The organism is Streptomyces pseudoechinosporeus, assembly GCF_054783935.1.
The window spans coordinates 22,159-45,341 of record NZ_BAAGPS010000004.1; the positions used below are offsets into that span (position 1 = coordinate 22,159).

The window sequence follows — 23,183 nt, forward strand, 5'->3', positions numbered from 1 at the left end:
GCCCTCCGTCCTACGAGCGGGTTGGGCGCCAGGACTTCAACGCTTCGATGGCTCGCTTCTTACGGTCCCCGTCCAGTTCCAGTGCCGTGCACAGGACGTGCACGGCCAGGAGCGGCGGGATCGCGTTGCCGATCTGCTGCGCGACATCGGTGCCTTGCCAGGGGTACTCGACCGGAAAGGTCTGCAGCAGCCCGGCCTCGCGGAACGAGAAACGGTCCTGTTCCGCGCCCAGTTCAGGCTCACCGTCCGCGTTGTAGCCCTTGAGGTCGTGCACCGTGTTCCGGCGCACCTTGCCGGTGATCGTGGCGGCCGGCGCGTCAGAGACGCGGAGTCCTCGTTTCTTGGGGTCGCCCCCCGACCCATAGTTGGAGCGGACGACGAAGTCCGTGGAACGGGAGTCCTTGAGCGCGTCGCCCATGGAGACCCATGGCTTCACCGACGGGGAGGCCGGGGCGCCGAAGAGCTGGCTCTGCTGGAGGCCAGGTGTCCGCGCCGTAGGTTCATGCACTGCGGAGAGTCGCTTCGCCCCCTTGCGATAGCGCTGATGCGTCAGCGGCGGGAACTCGACACTGCGACCTCGGCCGGCCCCCCGGTAACGGGCGATCAACACCGCGCGGCGACGTGTCTGTGGCACCCCGTATTCCTCGGTGTGCAGCATCTCGCACTCCGCGTCGTACTCGAGCTCGCGAAGGATCTCGCGGTACTTCTTCCATACGGGGAGGACGGTGGGGACCTGCTCCAGTACCACCACTTCGTAGGGATCGGACTTGAGCTTCTTCTCGACGATCCACCGAAGCGGTTGGAGCACGAGCCCGGTGCGCTCGTCGGCCCACTCCAGTTCGACGGCTCTCCGCTCCACCTCCGCCCAAGCCTTCTCCAGCTTTCCGACGGTCGTGCTGTCTCCCACGAGCTGGGCAAGGTCCAACACTTCGTCGAGGGCTTTGTGTCCCTCCCGGTTACCTGCCACCGAGTAGGTCTGGCAGGGCGGACCTCCGGTGAGGACGCGGGCCGAGTGAACCTCGGGGTCGAGCGGGTTCAGCTTCGCCACGTCGCCCACCTCGGTGGTGCGGAGACCGGCGGCGTGCCTGGTCGCGCGGGTTGATTTCTCCCACTCCACACCGATCGTGGGCACTCCGAGCATTTCTGCTGCGATGTCCAGGCCGCCCGGTCCCGCGAAGAGGTCGACGATCACGGGTGGATCCTGGTTCGCGTTCACGAACGCGTCAGCGTCCGGATGAGGTGCTCGGGTCATGAGGTGGAAGTGTAGCCGGCCGAGGGGCTTGGGGACCGCCTGTATCACGCGGCCGTTCAGAGCCCGAGATTGCCGCTCTGAGCAGGAAGTTCTTCGCTCAGGAGTGGAGTGCGTCGGCGATGGCCAGGCCCAGCGCCTCGCCCACCGGCGGCGGCGAGGCGTGGCCGATCTGCCGGTATCGGGCCGTCTTCTTCCCCGTGATCTCCCAGTCCTCCGGGAAGCTCTGGAGCAGAGCCGTCTGGTCCACCGTGAGCCGCACCATGGCTTCCTTGCCGTGCTCCGGTGCCCACACGAATTCCGGCCCGGGTATCTCGTTGCCCAGCGAGTTGGCGTTCACCCCCAGCTTCTCCCACTTCCGCTTGGTACCGGCCAGTCCCAGGTCCGCCCCACCGCGGTTCTTCGACCCACCGACCAACGTCGGTGCCACGGTGGTCGCTCGGGCCGCCCACCGGTCGGCGTCCTTCCAACCACGCGACCGCATGGAAGGCCCCAGGGCTTCGCCGACCGACACATGGTCCGACACGGTAGGGGAAGGCGATCGAAAGGAGGAGAACCACCGCTTCTTGATCGCCACCAGCACCCCCTGCTTGCGGTCCTGCGGCACTCCGAAGTCGGCGGCGTTGAGGACGAACCAGCTGAACTCGTAACCGAGATGCTCCAGTTCGGCGCGGGCGAACTCGCGGAAGTCGCGGAACCTGTCCGAGTGCGCGAGGGTGGGCACATTCTCGACGAGCAGCGCCCGAGGTCTGACCGCGTGGGCGAGATAGATGGCAGCCTTCAGCAGCCGTTCCTCTTCGCCCGACTCGGCCCGGGCGGCCGTGGCGTTCGACTTCACCCTCGGCAGTCCCGCCGACAGAAGGTCCACGTCGTAGCTTTCCGGGTGCTCGCTCGGGTCGAGATCCAGAAGGTCCCCTTGAAGCACGTTCCAGTTCGGTCGGTTGGTCCTTATGGTCCGGCAGGCATCAGCATCCTCGTCCAGGAGCAGCCTCGGCTCGAAGCCGGCGCGCTCCAGTCCGAGGGCCAGCCCACCCGCCCCGGAGCACACGTCCACAAAGGTCAACCCGCTCATCAATTCGTCCCCCGTCCCCGTTTGGCCCTCCGACGCGTCACCGCCGCTGCGACGCGTAGGGCTACATCCTCCGGCGCCTCATGCTCCCAGAACCGCAGCACTTCCCACCCGGCCGCCATCAGGTGCTCAGTGGTCTCCACGTCACGTGACATGTTGCGGTCCAGCTTCTGCCGCCACCACTCCGCGTTCGACTTCGGCTGTGTGGCGTGTTCGGGGCAGCCGTGCCAGAAGCACCCGTCGATCAGGACGGCCACCTTGACCGACGTGAAGGCCACGTCGATCCGGCGTCGGGCCATGCCGGGTACCGGGTACTCGATGCGGTAGCGCAGCCCGGCCGCGTGCAGCAGGCGACGGACCGCCAGTTCGACGGCCGTGTCCTTGCTGGCCTGTCTGCTCATGCGTGCCGAGACGGCGGGCGACGACGGCTTCATCGTGCTCAAGGCGGCTGTGCCTCACGATCGTGGCTCGGTCCGTTCGACTGACTGCCGAGTCCGCCCGGCCCGAGTCGATCCGTGGTATCGCACCGGGCTTGCCCCGGCCGCCTGGACGAGGTGGGCGTGGCAAGCCCGAACGCCCTCACTAGCCCTGCGCAAATCGATCGAGCCGTTGGACTACGGCTGCGGTGTCGATTCCATCACAGGGGCGCGCACGACCGCATCAGGTCCCCGTGGCCGGCGTGGAAGCCGAACCCAGCGACCATCTGCATCAGGGTGTCGGCCTGGTAGCTGGCGGACTCCTCGCCCGAGGGGTCTCGACAGAGTCATCCCAAATAGGTGTACATGTGGTGGTAGCACTACACAGAGGTGCATCATGAAGCGACGAGGGATTGTAGCAACGTTTGTAGCACTGGTAGCCGCTGGCGGTCTGGCACTCGGAGGCTGCGGCGCTGGCGATGATGAGTCGACTCCGGCTCCCACTGAACCGACGCAGACGCAAGAGCAGCAGCCCGAGCAGGGCGAAGATCCGCAAGGCGGCCGGGAAGATCCGCAGGCTAGTGAGCGCAAGGACTTGGTCAGCTTCAAGCTCGACGACCGATCCCAAGCGGGAATCACCAACATCTGGGTCACCTGGACGATCAAGAACAATAGCTCGGAGAAGTCCAACTACACCTGGGACTGGGAGGCCGTTGCCCCCAACGGAACCCGGGTGGCCAACTCAACCGAATTCGTTGCCAACGTGCGGCCCGGCCAGACGACGACGGGCGAGATGTTCACGACGCTCAAGGACACCAACGTCAAGCTCAACATCACAGACTTCGACCGGACGAAGGGGCATTAGCCATCCGTGACGTCTCACCCAAGGCTGACAGAGAGGGTTCGGGGCGTCGTGCTTCTCGACACGGTGGTGGTCACGGTGCTGCGTGCTGCTGAGTGAGTGCCTTCACCATGCGTCGTCTGTAGCAGTCGGCCGTACGGGCTAGGTCTTCCGTGCGTCGGCAAGCCTGTCCAGCTCGCGCATTGCCTGGGCGTGGGCGCTCATTCGGAGGGACGCGCTGCCGTTCGTGAAGAGCGCCACGCCGGCGACCGACACCGGCACGGACAGGCCGAGCACGGCCAGGGCCTCGGGCCAGTCACGTTCGTTCTGACACCAATCCCCCCTGAGTAGGCCCTCGTTGGCCGTACCGCGCTCCGTGAACAACCGTGATTCGCACTCCTGGGGGTATTGGTCGTCGGGCTCCTCGTCGACCTCGTACGGCGTGAGCAGCAACAGGAAACACCATGTCCACAGGAGCGCCGCGAGGGACAACAGGCCGATACCCCAGGTGCGTATGCGACTGGCCCGGTCGCGAAAGTCGAGGTCGAACTCACGTGAGCGCATGGCGGACGAATCTAGCAGCGCCGTTCACATGCTCAACGAGGCCTTGGCCCGTCTCGAGGTCCGCCCCGTCAGCCACCGCCCCCATGGCATCCCACGTACACCCGCCCCGACCCACACCAACAACCCCCACCCCCCTCCGGCGGCCAAGCCACAGCCCGCCCCCGAGCCGCCAACGTCGTCGCATACTGCGGCAGCAGCGAAGCGTCCGCAGGCGACGCCAGCTCCGAAGCCGCGAACGCCTCGTAAGACGGCACCGTCCCCGGCACGATCCCCAAGTTCCCCGTCCCCGAGGCCGCCAGCTCCCTCAGCGAAGTCTCTATCGTCGCGAGGTGCTCCTCGTGCGACGGGTACTCCGACTCCAACGATGGGTACGCAGCGACCAGTTCGGCCAGCTCGTCCGCCGGCCAGTGCAGTATCGCCACCGGGAACGGGCGGGACAGGGCCTCCCTCGCCGTCGTCAGTTCCGACTGGAGACGGGCGATCTCCGCCTGGAGTTCCGCCGGGTTGTCGGAGCCAAGGGACCACACCCGCTTCGGGTCGTGGAGTTCGTCCAAGGACACCGGGGCCTTGTGCAGGGTGTCCGCTCGGGTGTCCCAGTGGTCGTGGGGCATGCCCAGCATGCGGCGGACTCGGTGGCGGCCGAAGAGCAGGGGGTGGGTGGCGTACGGGGGGTCCGTCACGTCGGTCAGCAACAGCGTCGTGCCCTCCGTGAACGTCTCCTGCGCCGCCTCCAGCTCGTCGTGGGACTCCAGGGCCTCCGCCACGATCACCCAGGGGGCCGGATCGCGGGGGGACGCGGCGCGGACGCCGTCGATGATCGCTCGGGCCTCCGCCTCGTGGCCGTACTCCCAGAGGTTGGCCGCCTTCAGGGCGCGTACCAGGAGGGGGTTCTCCAGGGAGTCGGGGGTGGAGAGCAGGCGGTCGTAGAGGGTGCTGGCTCGGGGGCGGTCGTCGGCCAGTTCGAGGTGGGCCGCGGCCTGCAGCAGCAGGTGCTCCGCGTCCTCGGGGTAGAGGCCGGCGGTCCGCTCCAGGCGTGCTGCTTCGGCGTTGTGGTCGACGTACTCGGCAGGCGTGTCGGGGCGCATGGGGGACACCGTACTGCCGTCGCCGTACGAACAAGAGAGATGGGCTTACCAGGGGCGCTCAGCAGTAGCGGTCGCAGGAAGGAGGCAACAGTGTCGCGATGCGGACCAGTACCGCAGTCAGCGCGCCGCCCCACAGCACCACCCCCAGCCACATGCCGAACACCGCCGACCTGTAGCGGTCCGGCGAGTCCAGAGCCACCGTGTCGGGGGTACCCGGCATGACGAGGAGGCGCACGCGGCTGCCCTCCTGGAGGCGGTGGGCGCTGATCGTGTCGGGGGTGGCGCGTTCGTACTCGACCCCGTCGTCCGTCCAGCGGACGACGGGGTGGAGGGCGGCGTACGTCGCCTCGCGGGAGGCCACGTGGCCGGTGACCGTGCCTTCGACGCGGCGCGCGGTGCGGCGCAGCAAGCGTTCGGTGACGGCCAGCATGCCCTGCTGCGCGCTCAGGGAGAGGCCGGCGAGGAACGGGATCAGAGCCAGGAGCCAGTACGTACTCATGAGCAGCGAGCTTATGGCTGTCATCGCGCTTATGGGGATGGTGAGTTGAGGCCGCAGCCCTTATCGTGCGCCCGCAGTGAAAGGCAGGAGGCGTGGGACAGGAGGCGTACGCATGCGGGTTCCCGTCACCAGTCGGCGGAGCCGGCGGCGGCGTGCCCTGGTCGCGCGCCTCCTCTGGAACGGGGCCGAGCTCCTCGTCACCCTCGGTGTCGTCCTCATGCTCCTCGTCGTCCATCAGCTGTGGTGGACCAATCGGCAGGCCCGGGAGGGCGCCGAGAGGAAGGTCCAGGCCCTGGAGAGGGAGTGGGAGGGAGAGGGGGACAGTAGTCCTTCGGTGATCGGGGGTGACAGCAGCAGCCATGGCGATGGCCGCGGTGAACCTCGCGGCTCGGGCGGCGACTCCAGCAGCTCCTCCCGGCGGGGGCCGGATCCTGTCACCCCCGCCCGGCAACCCCGCTGGGACCAGGCCTACGCCATCCTCACCATCCCCCGCCTCGGGCTCCGCGTCCCCGTCGCGGAAGGCATCAGCAAGCCGAACGTCCTCAACAAGGGGTACGTCGGTCACTACCCGGACACCGCCCAGCCCGGCCAGGCCGGCAACTTCGCGCTCGCGGGGCACCGGAACACGCACGGTGAGCCCTTCCGGTACATCAACCGGCTGCGGGAAGGGGACCGGATCGAGGTCGAGACCCGTACGGCCGGTTATACGTACGTCGTCGACCGGACGCTCCCGCAGACCGCCCCGCGCGACGGCGGAGTGATCCGCGAGATCCCCCGCAGCCTCGTCCACCCGCGGTACGGCTACTCCGATCCCGGTTATTACCTCACCCTCACCACCTGCACCCCGGAGTACTCCTCCAAGTACCGCTTGGTGGTCTGGGGGAAGCTCGCCTCCATGCGGCCTCGCTAGGCCGGGCCAGTTGGTGCCGGACGGGGTTGAACGGGGCAGGACGGCCTCACGCCCGGTCACGCCTCACGTCCGGTCTCGGAGAAGCAGCACGCTGACTGCGCCCAGGAGGGCGAGCCCCGCCGAGACGCCAAGCGCGAGGTCCGTTCCGCGGGACAGTGAGCCGGAGGACGTCACCACCGCGATCGTGAGTGCGACGCCCGCGCACGAACCGATGTAGCGGAACGTCTGGTTGGCGCCCGAGCCCATCGCGGCGCGGGCGGCGGGGACGGAGTCCACGGCGACCAGCGGCAGCGCGGCGTTCAGGAGGCCGCTGCCGACGCCCGCGACGACGAGGCCGGGCAGGAGGCGGTGCCAGGAGCCGGACCCGATTGCGCCGAGCATCGACAGGACGCCGGCGGCGTGCAGGGCGAAACCCAGGGCGAGTTGGGGGCGTGGGGGGACCCGGCCGGTCAGCCGCCTCGCCTGCAGGGCGACCGCGAAGGAGAGGCCCGACCAGAGCAGGGACAGCCATGCGGTGTCCATCGCGGACAGGCCCAGCGACTGTTGCAGGATGGCCGGCAGGAAGCTGAACAGGCCGATCACCGCGAGCCCCGTGAAGAGGCCGCCCGCGGAGGACGCCAGGAAGCGGGGGCGGCGCAGCAGGCCGAGGTCGATCATGGGTGTTGTGGCCCGGTGCTCGACGAGGACGAACACGAAGGTCAGCAGGACGGTCGCGGCGAGCAGGACGCCCACCGGTGCGCGCAGCCAGCCGTCGCGGCCCAGGGTGAGCGCGGCCACCAGGGAGGCGAGCGCGAGGCCGAAGGTGAACGCCCCGGCGAGGTCCGGGAGTCCGCCGCGCGGGACGCGGGACTCCGTGAGTGAGCGGGCCCCGAAGAGCGCGACGATCAGTGCCGCCGCGCCCAGGACCGCGTACGCCGCCCGCCAGTCCCAGGAGGCGATCCCGCCCGCGAGCAGCGGGCCCGTCGCGATGCCGCCGCTGACGAACGCGCCCCAGACGCCCGTGGCCCGCACCCTCCCGGCCGCGGTCGGGAAGGCGTGCACGATCAGGCCCAGGCTGCTGGCGAGGATCGCCGCGCTCGCCGCGCCCTGCGCGATACGGGCCGCAGTGAACAGCCAGGTCGAGGACGCGAGCGCGCCCAGCGCCGTGGTGATGCCCAGCGCGACCGTGCCGCCGAGGAAGATCCGGCGGCGGCCGTAGTCGTCGGCGAGGCTGCCTGCGACCAGGAGCAGGGCGGCGAGACCGAGCGGGGTGCCGTTCAGCAGCCAGGCCTGGGCGGAGAGCGGGGTGTGCAGCGCGGCGGCGGTGTCGGGGAGCGTGACCATCGGCGCGGTGTACGTCATCAGGGCCACGGCCGTGGCGGCGCTCGTGACGGCGAGGGTGGCGGCGGGGCGGTCGGGGGCGGCTCGCGCGGGCTGCTTTGCGGCGGGTGGGGTGGCGTCGGTGCGTGGCATGGGCTGCCCTTTTCAGCGTTCAGGTGCAGATTCAGGTGCGATTAACGATTAGGTTCAGTGAATGAACTCGTGCGTCCGAGGCCGACCGTAGCACCGTAGGTTCATTGACTGAACCCTGAGGTCGAAAAGTGGCTACAGTGGAACCCATGGCTCTGGGCAAGGACTACGCCGCGCAGGAGTGCTCGATCGCCCGCGCGCTGGAGATCGTCGGCGAGCGCTGGACGCTGCTCGTCGTCCGCGACGCGCTCTACGGAGTGCGGCGCTACAACGACTTCCTCGTCCATCTCCGTATCCCGCGCGCCGTCCTGGCCGCCCGCCTCCAGGCGCTCACCGCCGCGGGCATTCTCGAGAGGCGCCGCTACCAGGAGTCGCCGCCGCGCGACGAGTACGTCATCACCGAGCGCGGCCAGGCGCTGTGGCCCACACTCCGGTCCCTCGGCCTGTGGGGGCGCGAGCACTTCACACAGAGGCAGCTGCGCTACTTCCGGCACGCCACCTGCGGTACGGCCACGGAACTCGGCCCGTACGGCGAATGCCCCGCGTGCGGAATCGTCGTACCCCTGGAGGATGTGGAAATGGCGCCGGGGCCCGGACTCGACCCGGACCCGGAGGACCCGGTCAGCCGTGCGCTGCTCAAGCCCAAGAGGCTGCTTCAGCCGATCGAGACGGATCCTGTGCAGACGGCATCTGCGCAGACGGATCCTGTATAACGGCAGGAGGCCATGGAGCATGGGGCAGGAAGGAAGGGAGGACAGCCGATGGTGCGGACCTGGGCCCAACTGAAGCCCGTCGCCGTGCTGTTCGTCCTCCTCCTCGAGGTGGCGCTCCTCGACTCCGGCAGCCTCGTCGGCGCCGTCACGTTCGCCGCGACCGCCGCGGCCGGGTCCGCGCTCGCCGTCTGTTCCGTCATCTCCGCGCGGCTCGCGCCCGCCGTGCCCCGTACGCGGGTGCGTACGGCCATCCGCGACCGTGAGCGGCGTACGGCGTTCCTGCCGCAACGTGATCCCGACGCCTCCGGGCGTACGCGTCCTCGAGCACCCGGCCGTCTCCTCCTGACGGCCGCGTAGGGGACCTGGCAGCACCTCACCCGAAGCCCTCTCGCGGGCCGTCATGCCGACGTACATCTCCCGGCACGACGAGACCCCGGAGGGCTCACCCATGTCCGCTTTCATGTCCGTTTTCGCCAGCCTCGTCGAAGGGCTGGCCGATCTCCTCGAGCCGTTGTTCCAGGCGTCCGCGGCGGCTGCGGCGATCGTGTTGTTCACCGCGTTCGTACGGCTCCTCGTGCACCCCTTGTCGCGGGCCGCGGCGCGGGGGCAGCGGGAACGCGCCCGGCTGCAGCCGCAGATCGCCGAGCTGCGGAAGAAGCACAAGAAGAACCCCGAGAAGCTCCAGAAGGCCGTCATGGAGCTGCACGCCAAGGAGAAGGTCTCGCCGCTGTCCGGCTGTCTGCCGAGTCTGTTCCAGCTGCCGGCCTTCTTCCTGCTCTACCACCTCTTCTCCAACTCGACGATCGGCGGCGAGGCGAACGCCCTGCTCGCCCACAAGCTGCTCGCGGCTCCGCTCGGCGGACGGTGGATGGACGCGCTGGGGGACGGCGGGGTGTTCGGGGCGCGGGGGCTGGTCTATCTCGGGCTGTTCGTGGTCGTCGCCTGCGTCGCCACCTTCAACTACCGGCGTACGAAGCGGCAGATGGCCGCCACGCCGGTGGTGGCCGCGGGGAGTGGTGAGCAGCAGGTGCCGGGGATGGGGGCGGTTCTGAAGTTCATGCCGCTGATGTCGTTCATGACGCTGTTCACGGTCGCCTTCGTGCCGCTGGCCGCCGCCTTGTACGTGGTGACCAGTACGACGTGGAGTGCGGTCGAGCGGGCTGTGCTGTACCGGGACATGCCGGGGGCGTCGCCGTTGGCGGCTGCCGCTGGGTGAAAGTCCAGCTTGTGAACCGGGTATTGCGGAGTGGACGTACAGCTTGGAGGATCGACCAGTCCTCCGATGGATCCAGCCGTCCTGCACCCATGACCGCACCCATCGGCGGGCTGCCCGCGATCGAGGGAGATGGGGATTCATGAAGCTGCTGCGAGTCGGTACGGCCGGGACGGAGCGGCCCGCGCTGCTCGATGCCGAGGGGGTGCTGCGGGATCTGTCGGGCATCGTCCCGGACATCGACGGGGCGCTGCTCGCCGACGACGCGGCGCTCGGCCGGATCCGGAGCGCGGCCGAGGCGGGGGAACTGCCCGCGCTGGACGCGGCGGGGCTGCGGGTCGGGCCGCCGCTCGCCCGGATCGGCAAGGTCGTCTGCATCGGCCTCAACTACCACGACCACGCCACCGAGACCGGCGCCGAGCCGCCCGCCGAGCCGGTCATCTTCTTCAAGGCGGCGGACACGGTTGTCGGGCCGTACGACACCGTGCTCGTGCCGCGTACGTCGGAGAAGACCGACTGGGAGGTCGAGCTGGCGGTCGTCATCGGGCGTACGGCGCGGTATCTCGGCTCGCACGAGGAGGCGCTCGCGCATGTCGCCGGGTACGCGGTGGCGCACGACGTCTCCGAGCGCGCCTTCCAGATCGAGCGGGGCGGGACCTGGGACAAGGGCAAGAACTGCGAGACGTTCAACCCGCTCGGGCCGTGGCTCGTGACGGCGGACGAGGTGCCGGATCCGCAGCAGCTGTCGCTGAGGCTGTGGGTCAACGGCGAGCTGAAGCAGGACGGCAGCACGGCCGACCAGATCTTTCCCGTGGCTGAAGTGGTGCGGTACGTAAGCCAGTTCATGACGCTTTACCCCGGGGACGTCATCAATACGGGTACGCCGGCGGGGGTGGCGATGGGGCAGCCGGAGCCTAAGCCGTTCTTGCGGGCGGGGGATGTGGTGGAGCTGGAGATCGGGGGGCTGGGGCGGCAGCGGCAGGAGCTGAAGGACGCGTAGCGCCTCCGGCGGTGGCGAGTGTGACGACGGTGCTCGGCACTCCGGCGTGACCGGGATGCCGAGCGTATCGTTGTACTACGCGGCTGCGCGCGACCCTGCGGCAGCGGGGAGGAGCGGCACAGTGACTGTTCTCGACGACAGGATCGCGATGGCCGAGCAGAGCGACGAGCGCACGTTGGACATGATGTTCGAGTGGCTTGAGCCCGCCCCTGAGGGATACAAGGTTGAGATCGTCCAGGGGGCCATCTACATGTCGCCGCAGCGCCAGACGCACTGGCGGATCATCCTGAACATCATCGTGCAGCTTCTGGCGCGGTATCCGGAAGAGCGCATCGCCTCCGATGTCCGGGTCGACTTCCCCGGCCACCTCAACGGGTTTGCTTCTGACGTCGCCGCCTTCAAAGAGGACGCTGTCCAGGACAGTAAAGGCCGTTGGCGCTACCAGGACGTCGAGTTCATCGCCGAGGTGATCTCCAAGGACACCGCGGCCAACGACTACGGGCCCAAGCTGGATGCGTACGCAGCGGCGGAGGTGCCGGTCTACCTGATCGTCGACCCGTACACCGCGAAGTGGCACCTCCACACGCTGCCCAAGGACGGCGAGTACTGCTCGAACCTGGGCCTCGACTTCGGCACTGCGGTCGACCTCACTCAGACCCCTGTCGGAATCAAGCTCACCACGGACGAGTTCCCGCGCGAGGGCGGTGCCCCGGCCGCCCCCGCTAACCCGCGATAAACCGCTCCAACGCCTCCACCACCATCGCGTGATCCTCCAGTTGCGGCAGCCCCGACACCACCACCGTGCCGATCACGCCCGCGCCCTCGACCGTGATCGGGAAGGCGCCGCCGTGGGCCGCGTACTGGTCGGGGTCCAGGCGGGAGTCGGCTTCGAAGGTGGTGCCCTTGGCGCGGAAGCGGGTGCCGATGAGAAGGGACGAGGCGGCGTAACGCTCGACGACTCGGCGTTTGCGGGCGATCCAGGCGTCGTTGTCGGGGGTGGAGCCGGGGAGGGCGGCGTGGAAGAGCTGCTGGCCGGAGCGGGTGATGTCGATCGCTACCGGGGCGCCCCGCTCCCGGGCGAGGTCGACGAGGAGCGTGCCTAGTGTCCAGGCGTCGTCGTACGTGAAGTGGGGGAGCGTCAACCGGCGTTCCTGCGCCTCGAGTTCGGTGACGCTGGGCGCGAGGGTGGGTGCGTTGGTGGGTGCGTTGGTGGGTGTCTTGGGGGTCACAGTGTCACCGCCACTCCGTCGCGGGCCGAGCGGCGCGCTGCTTCCAGTACGTCGAGGGCGGCAGCCGCTTCCAGGGCGGTGACCGGGTTCTCGCCGGTGCCTCGGAGGGCGGTGGCGACGGCGGCGTAGTACGCGGGGTACGCGCCCGGCAGGGTCGGGACGGGCTGGCCGCCGCCGGTCGGCGGGGACTCGCCCGAGCCGAGGCGGCCCCACAGGTCCTCCGGCTCAACTCCCCACTCTTTGCCCGGCGTTGGGCGTTCACCTTCACGGAGGGCGGCTTCCTGCGGGTCCAGGCCGTACTTCACATATCCCGCCTTCGATCCCAACACCCGGAAGCGCGGGCCGAGTTGGGCTGTGGTGGCAGAGACGTACAGGTGGGAGCGGACGCCGTTCTCGTGCGTGATCGCGATGAACGTGTCGTCGTCCGCCTCGGCGCCCGGGCGGCGTACGTCCGACTCCGCGTACACCGAGGCCGCGGGGCCGAAGAGGACCAGGGCCTGGTCGACCACGTGGCTGCCGAGGTCGTACAGCAGACCTCCGACCTCTGCCGGGTCGCCGGACTCGCGCCAGCCGCCCTTGAGCCCGGGACGCCAGCGTTCGAAGCGGGACTCGAAGCGGTAGATGTCGCCGAGTTCGCCGTCGGCGAGGAGCTTGTGGAGGGTCAGGAAGTCGTGGTCCCAGCGGCGGTTCTGGAAGACGGAGAGGAGCAGTCCGCGTTCGTCGGCCAGTGAGGCCAGCTCGCGGGCCTGCGTCGCCGTGCCCGCGATCGGCTTGTCGACCACGACCGGGAGGCCCGCCTTGAGGGCGGCGGTGGCGAGCGGGACGTGCGTCTTGTTCGGGGACGCGATGACGATCAGGTCCAAGTCGTCGGCGCGGGACCAGAGTTCGTCGGGGGTCGCCGCGATCCGTACGTCCGGGAACTCGGTCCTCGCCTGCTGCTGCCGCTCCGGGTTCGCGGTGACGATCGTGTCGAGGGCGAGGCCCTCGGTGGCGGCGATCAGCGGGGCGTGGAAGACGGAGCCCGCGAGGCCGTAGCCGACGAGGCCCACGCGAGAGGGGGTGCCGAGGGGTGTGTCGGTCATGTTCTCCACCATGCCTCACAACTTAAGCAACGCTGTTGCCAAAGGGCAACCTCGGTGGACAATGGGTTACGTGAACAGGAGAAATCCCGGAGGCGGCGCGAATCTGCTCGCACTGCGCGGCTACAACGCGGCGCTGGTGCTCGATCTGCTGCGCAGCGCCGGGCGCGCGGGCATCAGCCGGCTTGAGCTCGCGGAGCGTACGGGGCTGACTCCGCAGGCCGTCAGCAAGATCACCGCGCGGTTGCGGGACGACGGGCTGGTGGCGGAGGCGGGGCGGCAGGCCTCCACGGGCGGCAAGCCGCGGACGTCGCTGCGGCTCGTGCCGGAGGCCGGGCATGCCGTGGGGCTGCATCTTGAACGGGATGAACTGCGGGCGGTGCTGGTCGATCTGACCGGGGCGGTTGTGGGGGAGCGGCGGGGGCCGCTCGATCTGGGGGCCGGGGCGGAGCCCGTGCTGGACGTGGTCGCGGGCGAGGTCGAGGCGCTGGTCGGGGGCCTGGACGGGGAGCTGGGGGCGGTTCTCGGGGTCGGGGTCGCCATGCCCGGGCCGCTCGATCACACCCACGGGGTGCTGCATCGGGTGACCGGGTTTCCCGAGTGGGACGGGTTTCCGTTGCGCGATGCCTTGGCCCGGCGGCTGGGGATGCCGGTCGTGCTGGACAAGGACACCAATGCCGCTGCGCTGGCGCTCGCGGTGGAGGGTGAGGTCGGGTCCTTCGCGTATCTGCATCTTGGTACGGGGCTGGGGGCCGGGCTCGTACTGGGTGGGGCCGTGCATCGGGGGGCGCATACCGGGGCGGGGGAGTTCGGGCATCAGGTGATCCAGCTGGACGGGCCGGTGTGTTCGTGCGGGGACCGTGGGTGCGTGGAGGTGTTGTGCCTGAGGGCCGTGGCCCGGGGGGATGTGGACGAGGCGGCTCGGGTGCTGGGCGCCGGCGCCGCGAATCTCGTGGGGCTGCTTGATATCGATCTTGTGCTGCTGGGCGGGCGGATTGTTGCCGCTGAGCCCGAGCGGTTTGTGCGGGGGGTCGGGGCAGTTCTCGATGCTCGGGCTCAGCGGGAGGGGGCGAGCAGTCCTGTGCCGGTACGGGTTGCCTCCGGCGGTGAGTGGGGGGTGGCTGAGGGGGCGGCTCAGTTGTTGTTGGCGCCGTTGTTCGGGCGAGCGGAAGATTGATCTCGCTCGCTGAGCCGACCTGCTGAACTCGCCCCCCGAACGGGTCCCGCCAGGAGTCTCCCGGCGTTCTGACCCTGCCTGCTCCTGGCAAGCTCCGATGTTCATGCGACTGTGTGACTTTTTGCCCCTTTTCTCCCTTGCTGCCGCCGCCCTCGCCCCTTTGCCCGCGCAGGCCCTCAACGCTGAGCCGAACTGCTCGGCCAGGCCCGGCAGTCAGGCGTTCCCTGTCCATACTCGGATTCATGGCGGGCCCTCCACTTACGAGGCCGGAGGGGCTTACCGGACCTGGTATCTCGATCTCACCAACACCACCGACGGGACCTGCCGGAGCATCCACCCCGTCGTCGTGCTCGTGGATCAGAAGCGGGTCCTGGAGGGCGGGCAGATGCGGCTCGAGTTCTACGAGGGGGAGGGCGCCGGGGCGCGGCCGTATCCCGTCCGCTTCGAGAGGACCGACAGGGACGAGAACATCGGGGTCTTCGACGACGGTGGCGATGGCGGCGACGGGTTCCCGGGGTTCACCGTGGGGCCGGGGAAGACCCTGTCCGTCAAGGTTCGGCTCGCTGTCGCCGACGACGCCGTGCCCAACGATGTCGTCGCCAACGCGGCCGTCGTGCAGCGCCATGACGACGACGGGGACTGGGTGGGGCAGTCGAACGACTACCGGTTCCGCATCGTCGACGAGGGCACCCCCCAGGACGAGGACACCCCCGAAGGCGAAGGCACCTCTGAAGGCGAGGCCACCCCCGAAGCCGTACCGAAGAAAGGCCTGCCGTTCGCCGACAAGCTTGCCGGGACCGGGCCCGTCTCACGGCGCGAACTGCTCGGGGCGGCGGCCGGCACGCTCCTGCTCGTCGGTGCCGGCACCGGTGCCGTACTCCTGGCCCGACGCCGACGCTGAGACCCGAAGGGCACAAAGGGCGGGACGCCCCTCCTCCATGATCCGGCCGGTGGCTACGCTGGTGCGTCGGTACACGCGTACGTCAGGAGACCGGGACATGGCAGAGCGCAAGCCCATCGAATCGTGGCTCACCGACATGGACGGTGTACTCATCCACGAGGGCGTGCCCATCCCCGGCGCCGACGCCTTCATCAAGAAGCTCAAGGAGTCCGAGCGGCCCTTCCTGGTGCTCACCAACAACTCCATCTACACCGCCCGCGACCTGCACGCCCGCCTCAAGCGCATGGGCCTGGACGTACCCGTCGAGAACATCTGGACCTCCGCCCTGGCCACCGCCCAGTTCCTGGACGACCAGCGGCCCGGCGGCACCGCGTACGTCATAGGTGAGGCGGGCATGACCACGGCGCTGCACGACATCGGGTACGTCCTCACCGACCACGAGCCCGACTACGTGGTCCTCGGCGAGACCCGTACGTACTCCTTCGAGGCCATGACCAAGGCGGTCCGGCTGATCAACGGCGGGGCCCGTTTCATCTGCACCAACCCCGACGAGACCGGCCCGTCCGCCGAGGGCCCGCTGCCCGCCACCGGCGCCGTCGCCGCGCTGATCACCAAGGCGACCGGCAAGAAGCCGTACTTCGCGGGCAAGCCGAACCCGCTGATGATGCGTACGGGGCTCAATGCCATCGGCGCGCACTCCGAGACCAGCGCGATGATCGGCGACCGGATGGACACGGACGTACTCGCCGGGCTCGAGGCCGGGATGATGACGTTCCTGGTGCTGACCGGGCTGACCACGCCCGAGGACGTCGAGCGGTACCCGTACCGCCCGTCCAAGGTCGTCGATTCGATAGCGGACCTCGTCGAGCGGGTGTGAGCCGGACGGCCGGCCCGAACGGAGCAGCCGAGCCCCCTCCCCACGTGCGTCCACGCGCCCGGGAGAGGAGGCTTCAGCTGTCTGGAGGTTCACGATGGGTTCACTGCGACTGACTTTCTGTGCCGGGGCCATGGTCACGGCCGTGGTCACCGCCGCGCTCACGCCCGAGCTCACCCCCGTCCCCGCCTCCGCCACCGCACCCGCCTTGTCCGTGGCCGACAAGGCGGGTGCGGCCGTCTCCGTCACACCGTCGAACCCGACCCCGGGCAGCGACATCCAGGTACGGGCGCGGGGCTGCACGACGGGGACGTCGGCCACCAGCGCCGCATCCCGGGCGTTCGTCGCGGACGCGCTGCTGGCCGGGCGAGCCGGCGAACTCGTCGGCGACACGCGGATCCGCTCGACGGTCACCCCGGGCACGTACGACATCAAGATCACCTGCGGCGGCCTCGGCGACAAGGCCGACAAGGCCGACAAGGTCACGGGCACCCTCACCGTCGTGAAGAAGCTCTCCGCGCACAAGTCCCCCACCGCCCCTGTGAGCGCCGGCGGTGGCGGCACCGCGCGGCTCTCCGTCGTGGAGGAGCGGGCGGCGGAGGGGCCCGGCACCCTGCACACCGTGATCGGGCTGATCCTGGCCGGCGTCGCCGCGGTGGCCGTGGCGGTGCGCAGTGTGCGCCGGGGACGCGGCAGGTGAGGGGCGGCCATGTCCGACCGGGAGCGTTCCTCCGGCGCCGACCGCCTCATGATGGGCCTGGTCTGGGCGGTGCTGCTGCTCGGGCTGTGGCTGTGGGGCAACGAGGTGACCGACGTACGCCCTGGGACGTCCGCGCCGACCACGGGTGACGTGGCGGCGGTGGGACGGCCGCTCGGTGTCCAACTGCCGCCCGCTGCAAAGCCGTTGGGGGAAGACGGGCGGCCGAGGCGGCTGGTCATCCCCTCTCTGGGCGTGCGGGCTCCCGTGCTGGCCCGCGGGCTCGATCAGCGAGGGGCGGTCGAAGCGCCGCCCTATGCCCACGCGAGGGCCGTGGGGTGGTACGGGGCCGGGGTGCGCCCCGGTGCGGAGGGAGCCGCGCTGCTCGTGGGGCATGTCGACAGCGAGTCCAGGGCCGCGGTCTTCTACCGCCTCAGCGAGCTGCGGCCGGGCGAGAAGGTCCGGGTGATCCGCGACGACGGCACGGTCGCCGAGTTCACCGTGGACGACGTACAGGTCCTCGAGCGGGACCGCTTCGATGCCCAACAGGCGTACGGAGTACGGCAGTCGGGGCGCGCCGAGCTGCGGCTGATCACCTGCGGCGGCAGCTTCGACCCGGACAGCCGTACGTACACGGCGAACGTGGTGGTCTCGGCGTACCTCACCGAACATCACAAACGCACCTAGCCCGGCCAACGACCGCTCCCCCTGAGTCGTCGGCCGGGCTGGTTCCTCGACCACGCGCGCACGGGCTGCGGGAGTAACCCGGCGTCGGCGCGGGAGGTCTCGGAGTGTCGATGTTGTCGTTGTCGAAGTAGCGACGAAGTCGAAGTCCGGGACGACTCTAGAACGGATGAGTGTTTTGGCCTAGAGAAGTTACGGCGACATTGCGGGCCGACGGGAGCCGATCGGAGCCGCTGTAACAGGTGTCCGACAAGGATCGGCCGCCCTCGTGAGCGCACAGACACGTATGTCAGGATTGGTACTTCGAACAGTGCACCCATGGGGGGAGTTGGATGTACGAGCGCAGGGGGGCCGGAGCCAGAGCGTCCGTGGCGGTGGCCGGAGTGGTGCTGCTGCTCGCGGGGTGTTCCTCCTCCGGGGACGATGGCGACGACTCGAACGAGTCGGCCGGTCAGGTCAGCCAGCAGCCCAAGGGCGACGACCCGTACTGGGTCAACCCCGAGGGGACCGCGGCCGAGCAGGTGGCCACGTTCACGGAGGAGGGGAAGAAGGAGGAGGCCAAGCTGATCCAGAAGATCGCCGAGCAGCCCACCGGCGAGTGGATCATTCCGGAGAACGCCGAGGACGAGGCGCGCGGTCTCACCGAGGCGGCCGAGAAGGCCGACCGGGACGGGCTGCTCGTCCTCTACAACATTCCGCACCGCGACTGCGGCCAGTTCTCACAGGGCGGCGCCGCGGACGGCAACGCCTACCGGACGTTCATCGACCAGGTCGCGAGCGGCATCGGCGACCGGAACGCCACGGTGATCCTGGAGCCGGACGCCCTGCTGCACGTCGTGGACGGCTGCACGGCGGAGGAGTTCCATCAGGAGCGCCTCGATCTCCTCAAGGGGGCGGTCGAGAAGCTCACGGCTCTGAAGAACACGAAGGTCTATCTGGACGCGGGCAACGCGGGCAGCAATCCCAGCGATCTCTACGACCCGCTCAAGAAGGCGGGCATCGACCAGGCCGACGGCTTCTCGGTGAACGTGTCGAACTTCTTCACCACCGAGTACAGCACGAAGTACGGCAAGGAGCTGTCGGCGAAGATCGGCAACAAGCCGTTCGTGATCGACACCAGCCGCAACGGCAACGGCCCGTACACCGAAGGTGATCCCGCGGAGAACTGGTGCAACCCGCCGGGCCGCGCGCTCGGCGAGGAGCCCACGACGAAGACCGGCGACGACCTCGTCGACGCCTATCTGTGGGTCAAGCGCCCCGGCGAGTCCGACGGCACCTGCAAGGGGGGCCCGAAGGCGGGCGAGTGGTGGCCGGAGTACGCGCTGGAGCTCGCGAAGGCCAGCCAGGAGTAGGAGCAGGCAGTACGTGACTGGGGGCGCCCTCCGCCAAGGAGGGCGCCCCCAGTCACGTAACTCTCAGGACGTTCAGGGAATCAAGGGACCTTGACCCACTGCGCCTTGCTCGGCGTGCCCTGGTCGTCCGTCACGAACAGCATGTACCAGCCCGACTGGACGAGGTTGCGGTTCTTCGGGACGGTGACCTCGATGCCGTCGTCCGTCTTCTCCAGGTCCAGGGCGATGGACCGCTGGTCGATGTCGGTGACGTGCGTCGAGGCGCTCGGCCGGATCAGGCGGGCCGACTTGATGGACGAGGCATGCTCGGACTTGAACGTCGCCGACTCGCCGCGCTCGATGGTCTTCGGACCGCCGGAGAGCGTGGGCTGCGCATCGCCGTAGAGGTACGGCGGCGTGTAGATCTCGATGCGCTGCTCGAACTTGCCCGGCTTGGTGTTGGCCTTGTCCGAGTAGAGCGAGTCCGAGCCGAAGACCATCACACGGCCGTCGGGCAGCAGGATCGAGCCCGAGTGGTAGTTGCGGCCCACGAGGGGGTCGGCGACCCGCTTCATCTCGTTGCTCTTCGCGTCGTAGAGCCGCGCCTCGAGGATGTTGGAGTCACCACGGCCGCGGTAGTCCTCGGAGCCGCCGGACACCAGCACGCTGTCGTCGGGCAGGATCGAGTACTGCGGGTAGCGGGTGCCCTTGTCCAGGTCGGGTCCGTCCACGAACTTCGGGTCGTCCGCCAGCAGGTCGATGATGCGGGTCTTCTTGCTGGACTGCTTGGACTCGCCGACGCCGCCGCCGCCGATCACCATGTACTTCTCGTCCTGCGCGGGCGGCAGCAGCACCGTGCCCGCGGTCTCCAGAAGCTTGGGGTCGGACATGCCGGGGACCTTGTCGAACTTGTTCGTCTTCAGGTCCCAGATGCCCGGGTCACGGCCGACGTCGTCCGGGCCGTAGCCGGCGTTCGCGCCCGAGTAGAACAGTTTGCCGTTCTGCATCAGGGAGATCGCCGGGTACGTCGGGAACTGCCGCTCCTTCGCGGTGTACTCCCACTCCTTGGTCTTCGGGTCGTAGATCTCGTTCTTGCCCGGCACCAGCTGGCCGATCTCGTCCAGGCCGGAGAGGCTGAGGATCTTGCCGTCCGACAGCGTGGTGAGCGTCGGGTACCAGCGGGCCTCCTTCATCGGGTCGACCTTGATGTACTTCTCAGCCACCGGGTCGAACTCGAAGGCGTCCTTGATGCCCTGGAAGTCCTTCTTGTCGAGGGCCAGCTTCTGCGCGATGCCGTACGTGTTGCGGGCGTCGGCGCCCTTCAGGCCCTCGATCGTGTAGTTGTCCTCCGTGCCGGTCTCGTACTTGGCGCCGCGCTTCTGCGCCTCTACGTAGATACGGCCCAGGCCCGGCTCGTTGCCCGTGAACTCGCCGGTCTCCTTGTCGAACGTCTTCTTCGCGCGCTCGACGACGACCGGGTCCTTCGAGATGAACGTCTTGCCGTTCTCCTTGCCCGTGAACTTGGTGCCCGCGGGGATGGTGATCGGCTTGTCCGGGTTCTCGTTGTGGACGATCATCAGGCCGCCGGCCTTGGTCACGTCACCCTTGAGCTTCTCGTACCGCTTGGTGCCGCCCGCGATCAGCAGATTGCCGTTGGCGAGCTGGGTGTGGCCCGTGCAGAACAAGTCCTTCGGTGTCGGGATGTCCTTGATCGTGCCCTTGACCGGGTCCCAGATACGGGTGTCGAACTTCTTCGCGTCGAAGTTGTCCTGGTTGTTCCCCGAGCCCGCGATCAGCAGGACCTTGCCGGTGCGCAGAAGCGCGGCGTGGATGGTATTGAGCCGGTACTTCTCCGGAAAATCGACGATCTCCCACTTGCCGTTCGCGGCCTTGTACTCGGGCCGGTTGATCTTGTAGTCGTGGTACTGGGCCGAACCGAAGCGATAGAGCGCCGGTCCGTTCATCCCCGCCAGCGCCACCACCACCGCCGCGCCTATCGCGATGCGGCGGGCGCGGCGGTGGCGGCTGGAGCGGTCTTTCATTTCTTGCGTCCCCCAAGAGCGATTTGCACTGTCTGGTCACTGCCCCCGTCCGCCGCCCAGCTCGGCTTGTGCTGTCCGTGCGGGGCGCTTTGCTGGGTGGGCAGAGGCTGTGGTGTCGTCACCGCGTGCTGCGGCTCCGGCGGCGCGGACGGCGGCTTCTTCGCGTCCTGGCGCATCTGATAGCGCCAGGCGAACATCGGCGAGGCGGTGATCAGAAGCGCGAACGACGCCCAGATGATCATCGCGGGGTGCGAGTTGCCGAAGTAGAAGCCGGCGCTGATCGAACCGGCAAAGATCAGGATGAAGTACCAGTGGTAACGGAAGGTCCCGAACCAGGTGTCCGGGCTCGCCGAGTCGCCCTTCGGGGTGACCACGAACTTGCTCTTGCGGCGCAGTACGGAGTCGATCAGCGCCTTCGCGTAGAGCGGCGCCGAGAGCGCGGACATGATCATGCCGGCCACACCGCCGGAGCCCTCCGGCTCGTGCGGAGAGATGTTGTGGCGGCGGTTCCAGACGTACAGGCCGATCTGCAGCGCCGAGGCGTTGCCGTACAGCATCAGCCAGATCGCCGGGTCGATGTTCACACCCGAGGCGCCCAGGCCCAGGAACAGCGCACAGCTCAGCGCCGCCAGGATCCAGTTGAGGGCCGACATCGGGTAGAAGATGATCATCATCGTGTAGTTGAAGAGCTTGCTCGGCGGCAGCGAGTACCAGCCCTTCCAGTACTGCTTGAGGATCGTCTCGTACGTCCCTCGCGACCAGCGCATCTGCTGGGTGAAGAAGTCCGTCCAGGCGTTGGGGCCCTCACCGACCGCGAGCACGTCGGGGGTGTAGACCGAGCGCCACTTCTTGCCCGTCGCCGGGTTCTTGTGACGGTGTATCTCGAAGCCCGTCGCCATGTCCTCGGTGATCGAGTCGTACAGACCACCGATCTGCTTGAGCGCCTTGATCCGTACGGCGTTCGAGGTGCCCACGAACATCGGGGAGCCGTACCTGTTGCCCGCGCGCTGGATCAGCGCGTGGAACAGGAACTGCTGCGACTCGGCGGACTTGGTGATGGGGTTGTCGTAGTTGCCGTACACCTGCGGGCCGATGACGAAGCCGACATCCGGGTCGCGGAAGAAACCGAGCATCCGCTCCAGGTAGTTGGGCAGCGGCACGTGGTCGGTGTCGACCGAGGCGAAGAAGTCGTAGTCGTCGCCGTGCGCGTCCAGCCAGGCGTTGTAGTTGCCGTGCTTGGTCTTGGCGCGGTGCGGGCCCTTCTTCTGGTTCCACTTCGCGACGCCCTTGCGGGAGAAGTGGTGCACACCGAGGCGCGCGCAGACTTCCTTGACCTCGGGGTCGTCGCCCTCGTCCAGCAACCAGACGTGCATGAGGCCTCGGTGACGGATCTTCACCGCGGCCTCCAGCGTCTTCGTCACCATCTCCAGCGGCTCCTTGCCGGGCACGAAGGAGGTGAGGAAGGCCACTCTGGTGCCGGTCTCGGGCACCACCGGGATCGGGTCGCGGGCGACCAGCGTGGCGTGCGCGTTCGACACCACGTTCATACAGCGGAAGAACTCGATCAGACCGATCGAGACGAGCATGACGACGTCGAGCGCGGGCAGGAAGTCGTAGACCGGGTTCTCGCGTTCGGTCCAGTGCGTGGGCTGCAGCAGCCAGACGAGCAGTACCAGCGACAGCACGGGGGCGGCGATCAGCATCAGGGCGACCCGGATGCGGTGCGGCTCCTGCGAGATCAGCGAGCGGTACTTGACCTTGTACGGCTTATGCGGATCGGGCTGGGTGAGAGGACCCGCGAGCCTGCTGTAGTGCTCGTAGTCGTATCTCGGCAGTGTCTTCTTGATTCTGCGGAAACTGCCCGTCGTTGTCTGTGACGGCACCCTGAGCTGGGTCGTCTGAGACGGGTCAGAGTTCTGCCGGCCGCCGCTCGGCGTCGACGTCATGAGTCATCCCCCCACACGCAGTGCATCGCGTGCTCCTTGTTCCGTTCGCCTGCTGAGGTCCCCCTCGACTTTCACAGACGTATCAATAGCAGGCCCCCGTCACCACACCATCCACACCCTATAGACATGGAACAGCGGGCCTCCGGTTGCATGATGCCCCCCTCGGCATCGGGCTCTGAACGGGGCCCCTCCTCCCCGCCTCCTGTGCAACCGCT

At 68.6% G+C, this 23,183-nt stretch carries 24 protein-coding genes; 13 read left to right on the forward strand and 11 right to left on the reverse strand.

The genetic code is table 11. The annotated features are described in order from the left end of the window. Positions 1-10 precede the first annotated feature (10 nt). The 3 genes from ACYVO6_RS04670 to ACYVO6_RS04680 all read right to left on the reverse strand — a co-directional run bounded on the left by ACYVO6_RS04670 (position 11) and on the right by ACYVO6_RS04680 (position 2,719). A complete protein-coding gene (locus ACYVO6_RS04670; RefSeq protein ID WP_461057526.1) occupies positions 11-1,252 on the reverse strand; it encodes a DNA cytosine methyltransferase in 1,242 nt (413 codons plus the stop codon). Positions 1,253-1,349: 97 nt separating this feature from the next. Continuing rightward, positions 1,350-2,321 (reverse strand): DNA cytosine methyltransferase, encoded by a 972-nt coding sequence (locus ACYVO6_RS04675; RefSeq protein WP_461057528.1) that lies wholly within the window; start codon positions 2,319-2,321, stop codon positions 1,350-1,352. Next, positions 2,321-2,719 (reverse strand): very short patch repair endonuclease, encoded by a 399-nt coding sequence (locus ACYVO6_RS04680; RefSeq protein WP_461058207.1) that lies wholly within the window; start codon positions 2,717-2,719, stop codon positions 2,321-2,323. The genes ACYVO6_RS04675 and ACYVO6_RS04680 overlap by 1 nt, the downstream gene beginning before the upstream one ends. Positions 2,720-3,131: 412 nt before the next feature. On the opposite strand from ACYVO6_RS04680, the gene ACYVO6_RS04685 reads away from it, so the two are divergent. Beyond that, positions 3,132-3,599, forward strand: coding sequence for a hypothetical protein (locus ACYVO6_RS04685; RefSeq protein ID WP_461057530.1), 468 nt, complete (start codon positions 3,132-3,134; stop codon positions 3,597-3,599). 138 nt (positions 3,600-3,737) lie between these two features. Here ACYVO6_RS04685 and ACYVO6_RS04690 read toward each other — a convergent pair whose 3' ends face one another. The 3 genes from ACYVO6_RS04690 to ACYVO6_RS04700 form a co-directional block, all read right to left on the reverse strand. Next, on the reverse strand, positions 3,738-4,139 hold the full coding sequence (locus ACYVO6_RS04690; RefSeq protein WP_461057532.1) for a hypothetical protein: 402 nt from the start codon (positions 4,137-4,139) through the stop codon (positions 3,738-3,740). Between the two features lie 68 nt (positions 4,140-4,207). Further along, entirely contained in the window at positions 4,208-5,224 is a 1,017-nt protein-coding gene (locus tag ACYVO6_RS04695) for a hypothetical protein (protein WP_461057534.1), read from the reverse strand. A 58-nt stretch (positions 5,225-5,282) separates the two neighbouring features. Next, on the reverse strand, positions 5,283-5,747 hold the full coding sequence (locus ACYVO6_RS04700; protein WP_461057536.1) for a DUF3592 domain-containing protein: 465 nt from the start codon (positions 5,745-5,747) through the stop codon (positions 5,283-5,285). Positions 5,748-5,835: 88 nt separating this feature from the next. Here ACYVO6_RS04700 and ACYVO6_RS04705 point away from each other — a divergent pair, with 88 nt between their 5' ends. Further along, the gene (locus tag ACYVO6_RS04705; protein ID WP_461057538.1) at positions 5,836-6,633 is read left to right on the forward strand and encodes a class E sortase; all 798 of its coding nucleotides are present in this window, start codon (positions 5,836-5,838) and stop codon (positions 6,631-6,633) included. A gap of 63 nt (positions 6,634-6,696) precedes the next feature. Here the strand turns inward: ACYVO6_RS04705 and ACYVO6_RS04710 are convergent, their stop codons facing one another. Further along, positions 6,697-8,085, reverse strand: a complete 1,389-nt coding sequence (locus tag ACYVO6_RS04710) for an MFS transporter (RefSeq protein WP_461057540.1) — start codon at positions 8,083-8,085, stop codon at positions 6,697-6,699. A 146-nt stretch (positions 8,086-8,231) separates the two neighbouring features. On the opposite strand from ACYVO6_RS04710, the gene ACYVO6_RS04715 reads away from it, so the two are divergent. The 5 genes from ACYVO6_RS04715 (at position 8,232) to ACYVO6_RS04735 (ending at position 11,744) form a co-directional block, all read left to right on the forward strand. After that, positions 8,232-8,795 (forward strand): winged helix-turn-helix transcriptional regulator, encoded by a 564-nt coding sequence (locus ACYVO6_RS04715; RefSeq protein ID WP_033328898.1) that lies wholly within the window; start codon positions 8,232-8,234, stop codon positions 8,793-8,795. A gap of 48 nt (positions 8,796-8,843) precedes the next feature. Next, complete coding sequence (locus ACYVO6_RS04720) at positions 8,844-9,152, forward strand: DUF6412 domain-containing protein (RefSeq protein ID WP_461057542.1); 309 nt, start codon at positions 8,844-8,846, stop codon at positions 9,150-9,152. A 91-nt stretch (positions 9,153-9,243) separates the two neighbouring features. Beyond that, the gene (locus tag ACYVO6_RS04725; RefSeq protein ID WP_461058209.1) at positions 9,244-10,011 is read left to right on the forward strand and encodes a YidC/Oxa1 family membrane protein insertase; all 768 of its coding nucleotides are present in this window, start codon (positions 9,244-9,246) and stop codon (positions 10,009-10,011) included. A gap of 139 nt (positions 10,012-10,150) precedes the next feature. Next, positions 10,151-11,008: a fumarylacetoacetate hydrolase family protein gene (locus ACYVO6_RS04730; protein ID WP_461057544.1), complete on the forward strand. Its 858-nt coding sequence runs from the start codon at positions 10,151-10,153 to the stop codon at positions 11,006-11,008. 121 nt (positions 11,009-11,129) lie between these two features. Next, on the forward strand, positions 11,130-11,744 hold the full coding sequence (locus ACYVO6_RS04735) for a Uma2 family endonuclease (protein WP_461057546.1): 615 nt from the start codon (positions 11,130-11,132) through the stop codon (positions 11,742-11,744). On the opposite strand, the gene ACYVO6_RS04740 is transcribed toward ACYVO6_RS04735, so the two are convergent. After that, positions 11,731-12,237 carry a heme-degrading domain-containing protein gene (locus tag ACYVO6_RS04740; protein WP_461057548.1) on the reverse strand — a complete coding sequence of 169 codons (507 nt, stop codon included), beginning with the start codon at positions 12,235-12,237 and terminating at the stop codon, positions 11,731-11,733. The genes ACYVO6_RS04735 and ACYVO6_RS04740 overlap by 14 nt on opposite strands. Then, complete coding sequence (locus ACYVO6_RS04745; protein WP_461057550.1) at positions 12,234-13,319, reverse strand: Gfo/Idh/MocA family protein; 1,086 nt, start codon at positions 13,317-13,319, stop codon at positions 12,234-12,236. The genes ACYVO6_RS04740 and ACYVO6_RS04745 overlap by 4 nt, the downstream gene beginning before the upstream one ends. A 70-nt stretch (positions 13,320-13,389) precedes the next feature. On the opposite strand from ACYVO6_RS04745, the gene ACYVO6_RS04750 reads away from it, so the two are divergent. The 6 genes from ACYVO6_RS04750 to ACYVO6_RS04775 all read left to right on the forward strand — a co-directional run bounded on the left by ACYVO6_RS04750 (position 13,390) and on the right by ACYVO6_RS04775 (position 19,001). Next, a complete protein-coding gene (locus ACYVO6_RS04750) occupies positions 13,390-14,493 on the forward strand; it encodes an ROK family transcriptional regulator (protein WP_461057552.1) in 1,104 nt (367 codons plus the stop codon). A 346-nt stretch (positions 14,494-14,839) separates the two neighbouring features. Continuing rightward, positions 14,840-15,394 (forward strand): hypothetical protein, encoded by a 555-nt coding sequence (locus tag ACYVO6_RS04755; RefSeq protein ID WP_461057554.1) that lies wholly within the window; start codon positions 14,840-14,842, stop codon positions 15,392-15,394. 97 nt (positions 15,395-15,491) lie between these two features. Continuing rightward, positions 15,492-16,271, forward strand: coding sequence for an HAD-IIA family hydrolase (locus tag ACYVO6_RS04760; protein WP_461057556.1), 780 nt, complete (start codon positions 15,492-15,494; stop codon positions 16,269-16,271). A gap of 94 nt (positions 16,272-16,365) precedes the next feature. Then, positions 16,366-16,968, forward strand: coding sequence for a hypothetical protein (locus ACYVO6_RS04765; protein WP_461057558.1), 603 nt, complete (start codon positions 16,366-16,368; stop codon positions 16,966-16,968). Positions 16,969-16,977: 9 nt separating this feature from the next. Then, positions 16,978-17,652: a class F sortase gene (locus ACYVO6_RS04770; protein ID WP_461057560.1), complete on the forward strand. Its 675-nt coding sequence runs from the start codon at positions 16,978-16,980 to the stop codon at positions 17,650-17,652. 329 nt (positions 17,653-17,981) lie between these two features. Further along, positions 17,982-19,001 (forward strand): glycoside hydrolase family 6 protein, encoded by a 1,020-nt coding sequence (locus tag ACYVO6_RS04775; protein WP_461057562.1) that lies wholly within the window; start codon positions 17,982-17,984, stop codon positions 18,999-19,001. 80 nt (positions 19,002-19,081) lie between these two features. Here ACYVO6_RS04775 and glxA read toward each other — a convergent pair whose 3' ends face one another. Both glxA and ACYVO6_RS04785 read right to left on the reverse strand, forming a co-directional pair. Further along, entirely contained in the window at positions 19,082-21,022 is a 1,941-nt protein-coding gene (gene glxA, locus ACYVO6_RS04780) for a radical copper oxidase GlxA (protein WP_461057564.1), read from the reverse strand. Beyond that, positions 21,019-22,968, reverse strand: coding sequence for a glycosyltransferase family 2 protein (locus ACYVO6_RS04785; protein ID WP_461057566.1), 1,950 nt, complete (start codon positions 22,966-22,968; stop codon positions 21,019-21,021). Before ACYVO6_RS04785 ends, glxA begins: the two co-directional genes overlap by 4 nt. Positions 22,969-23,183: the final 215 nt, after the last annotated feature.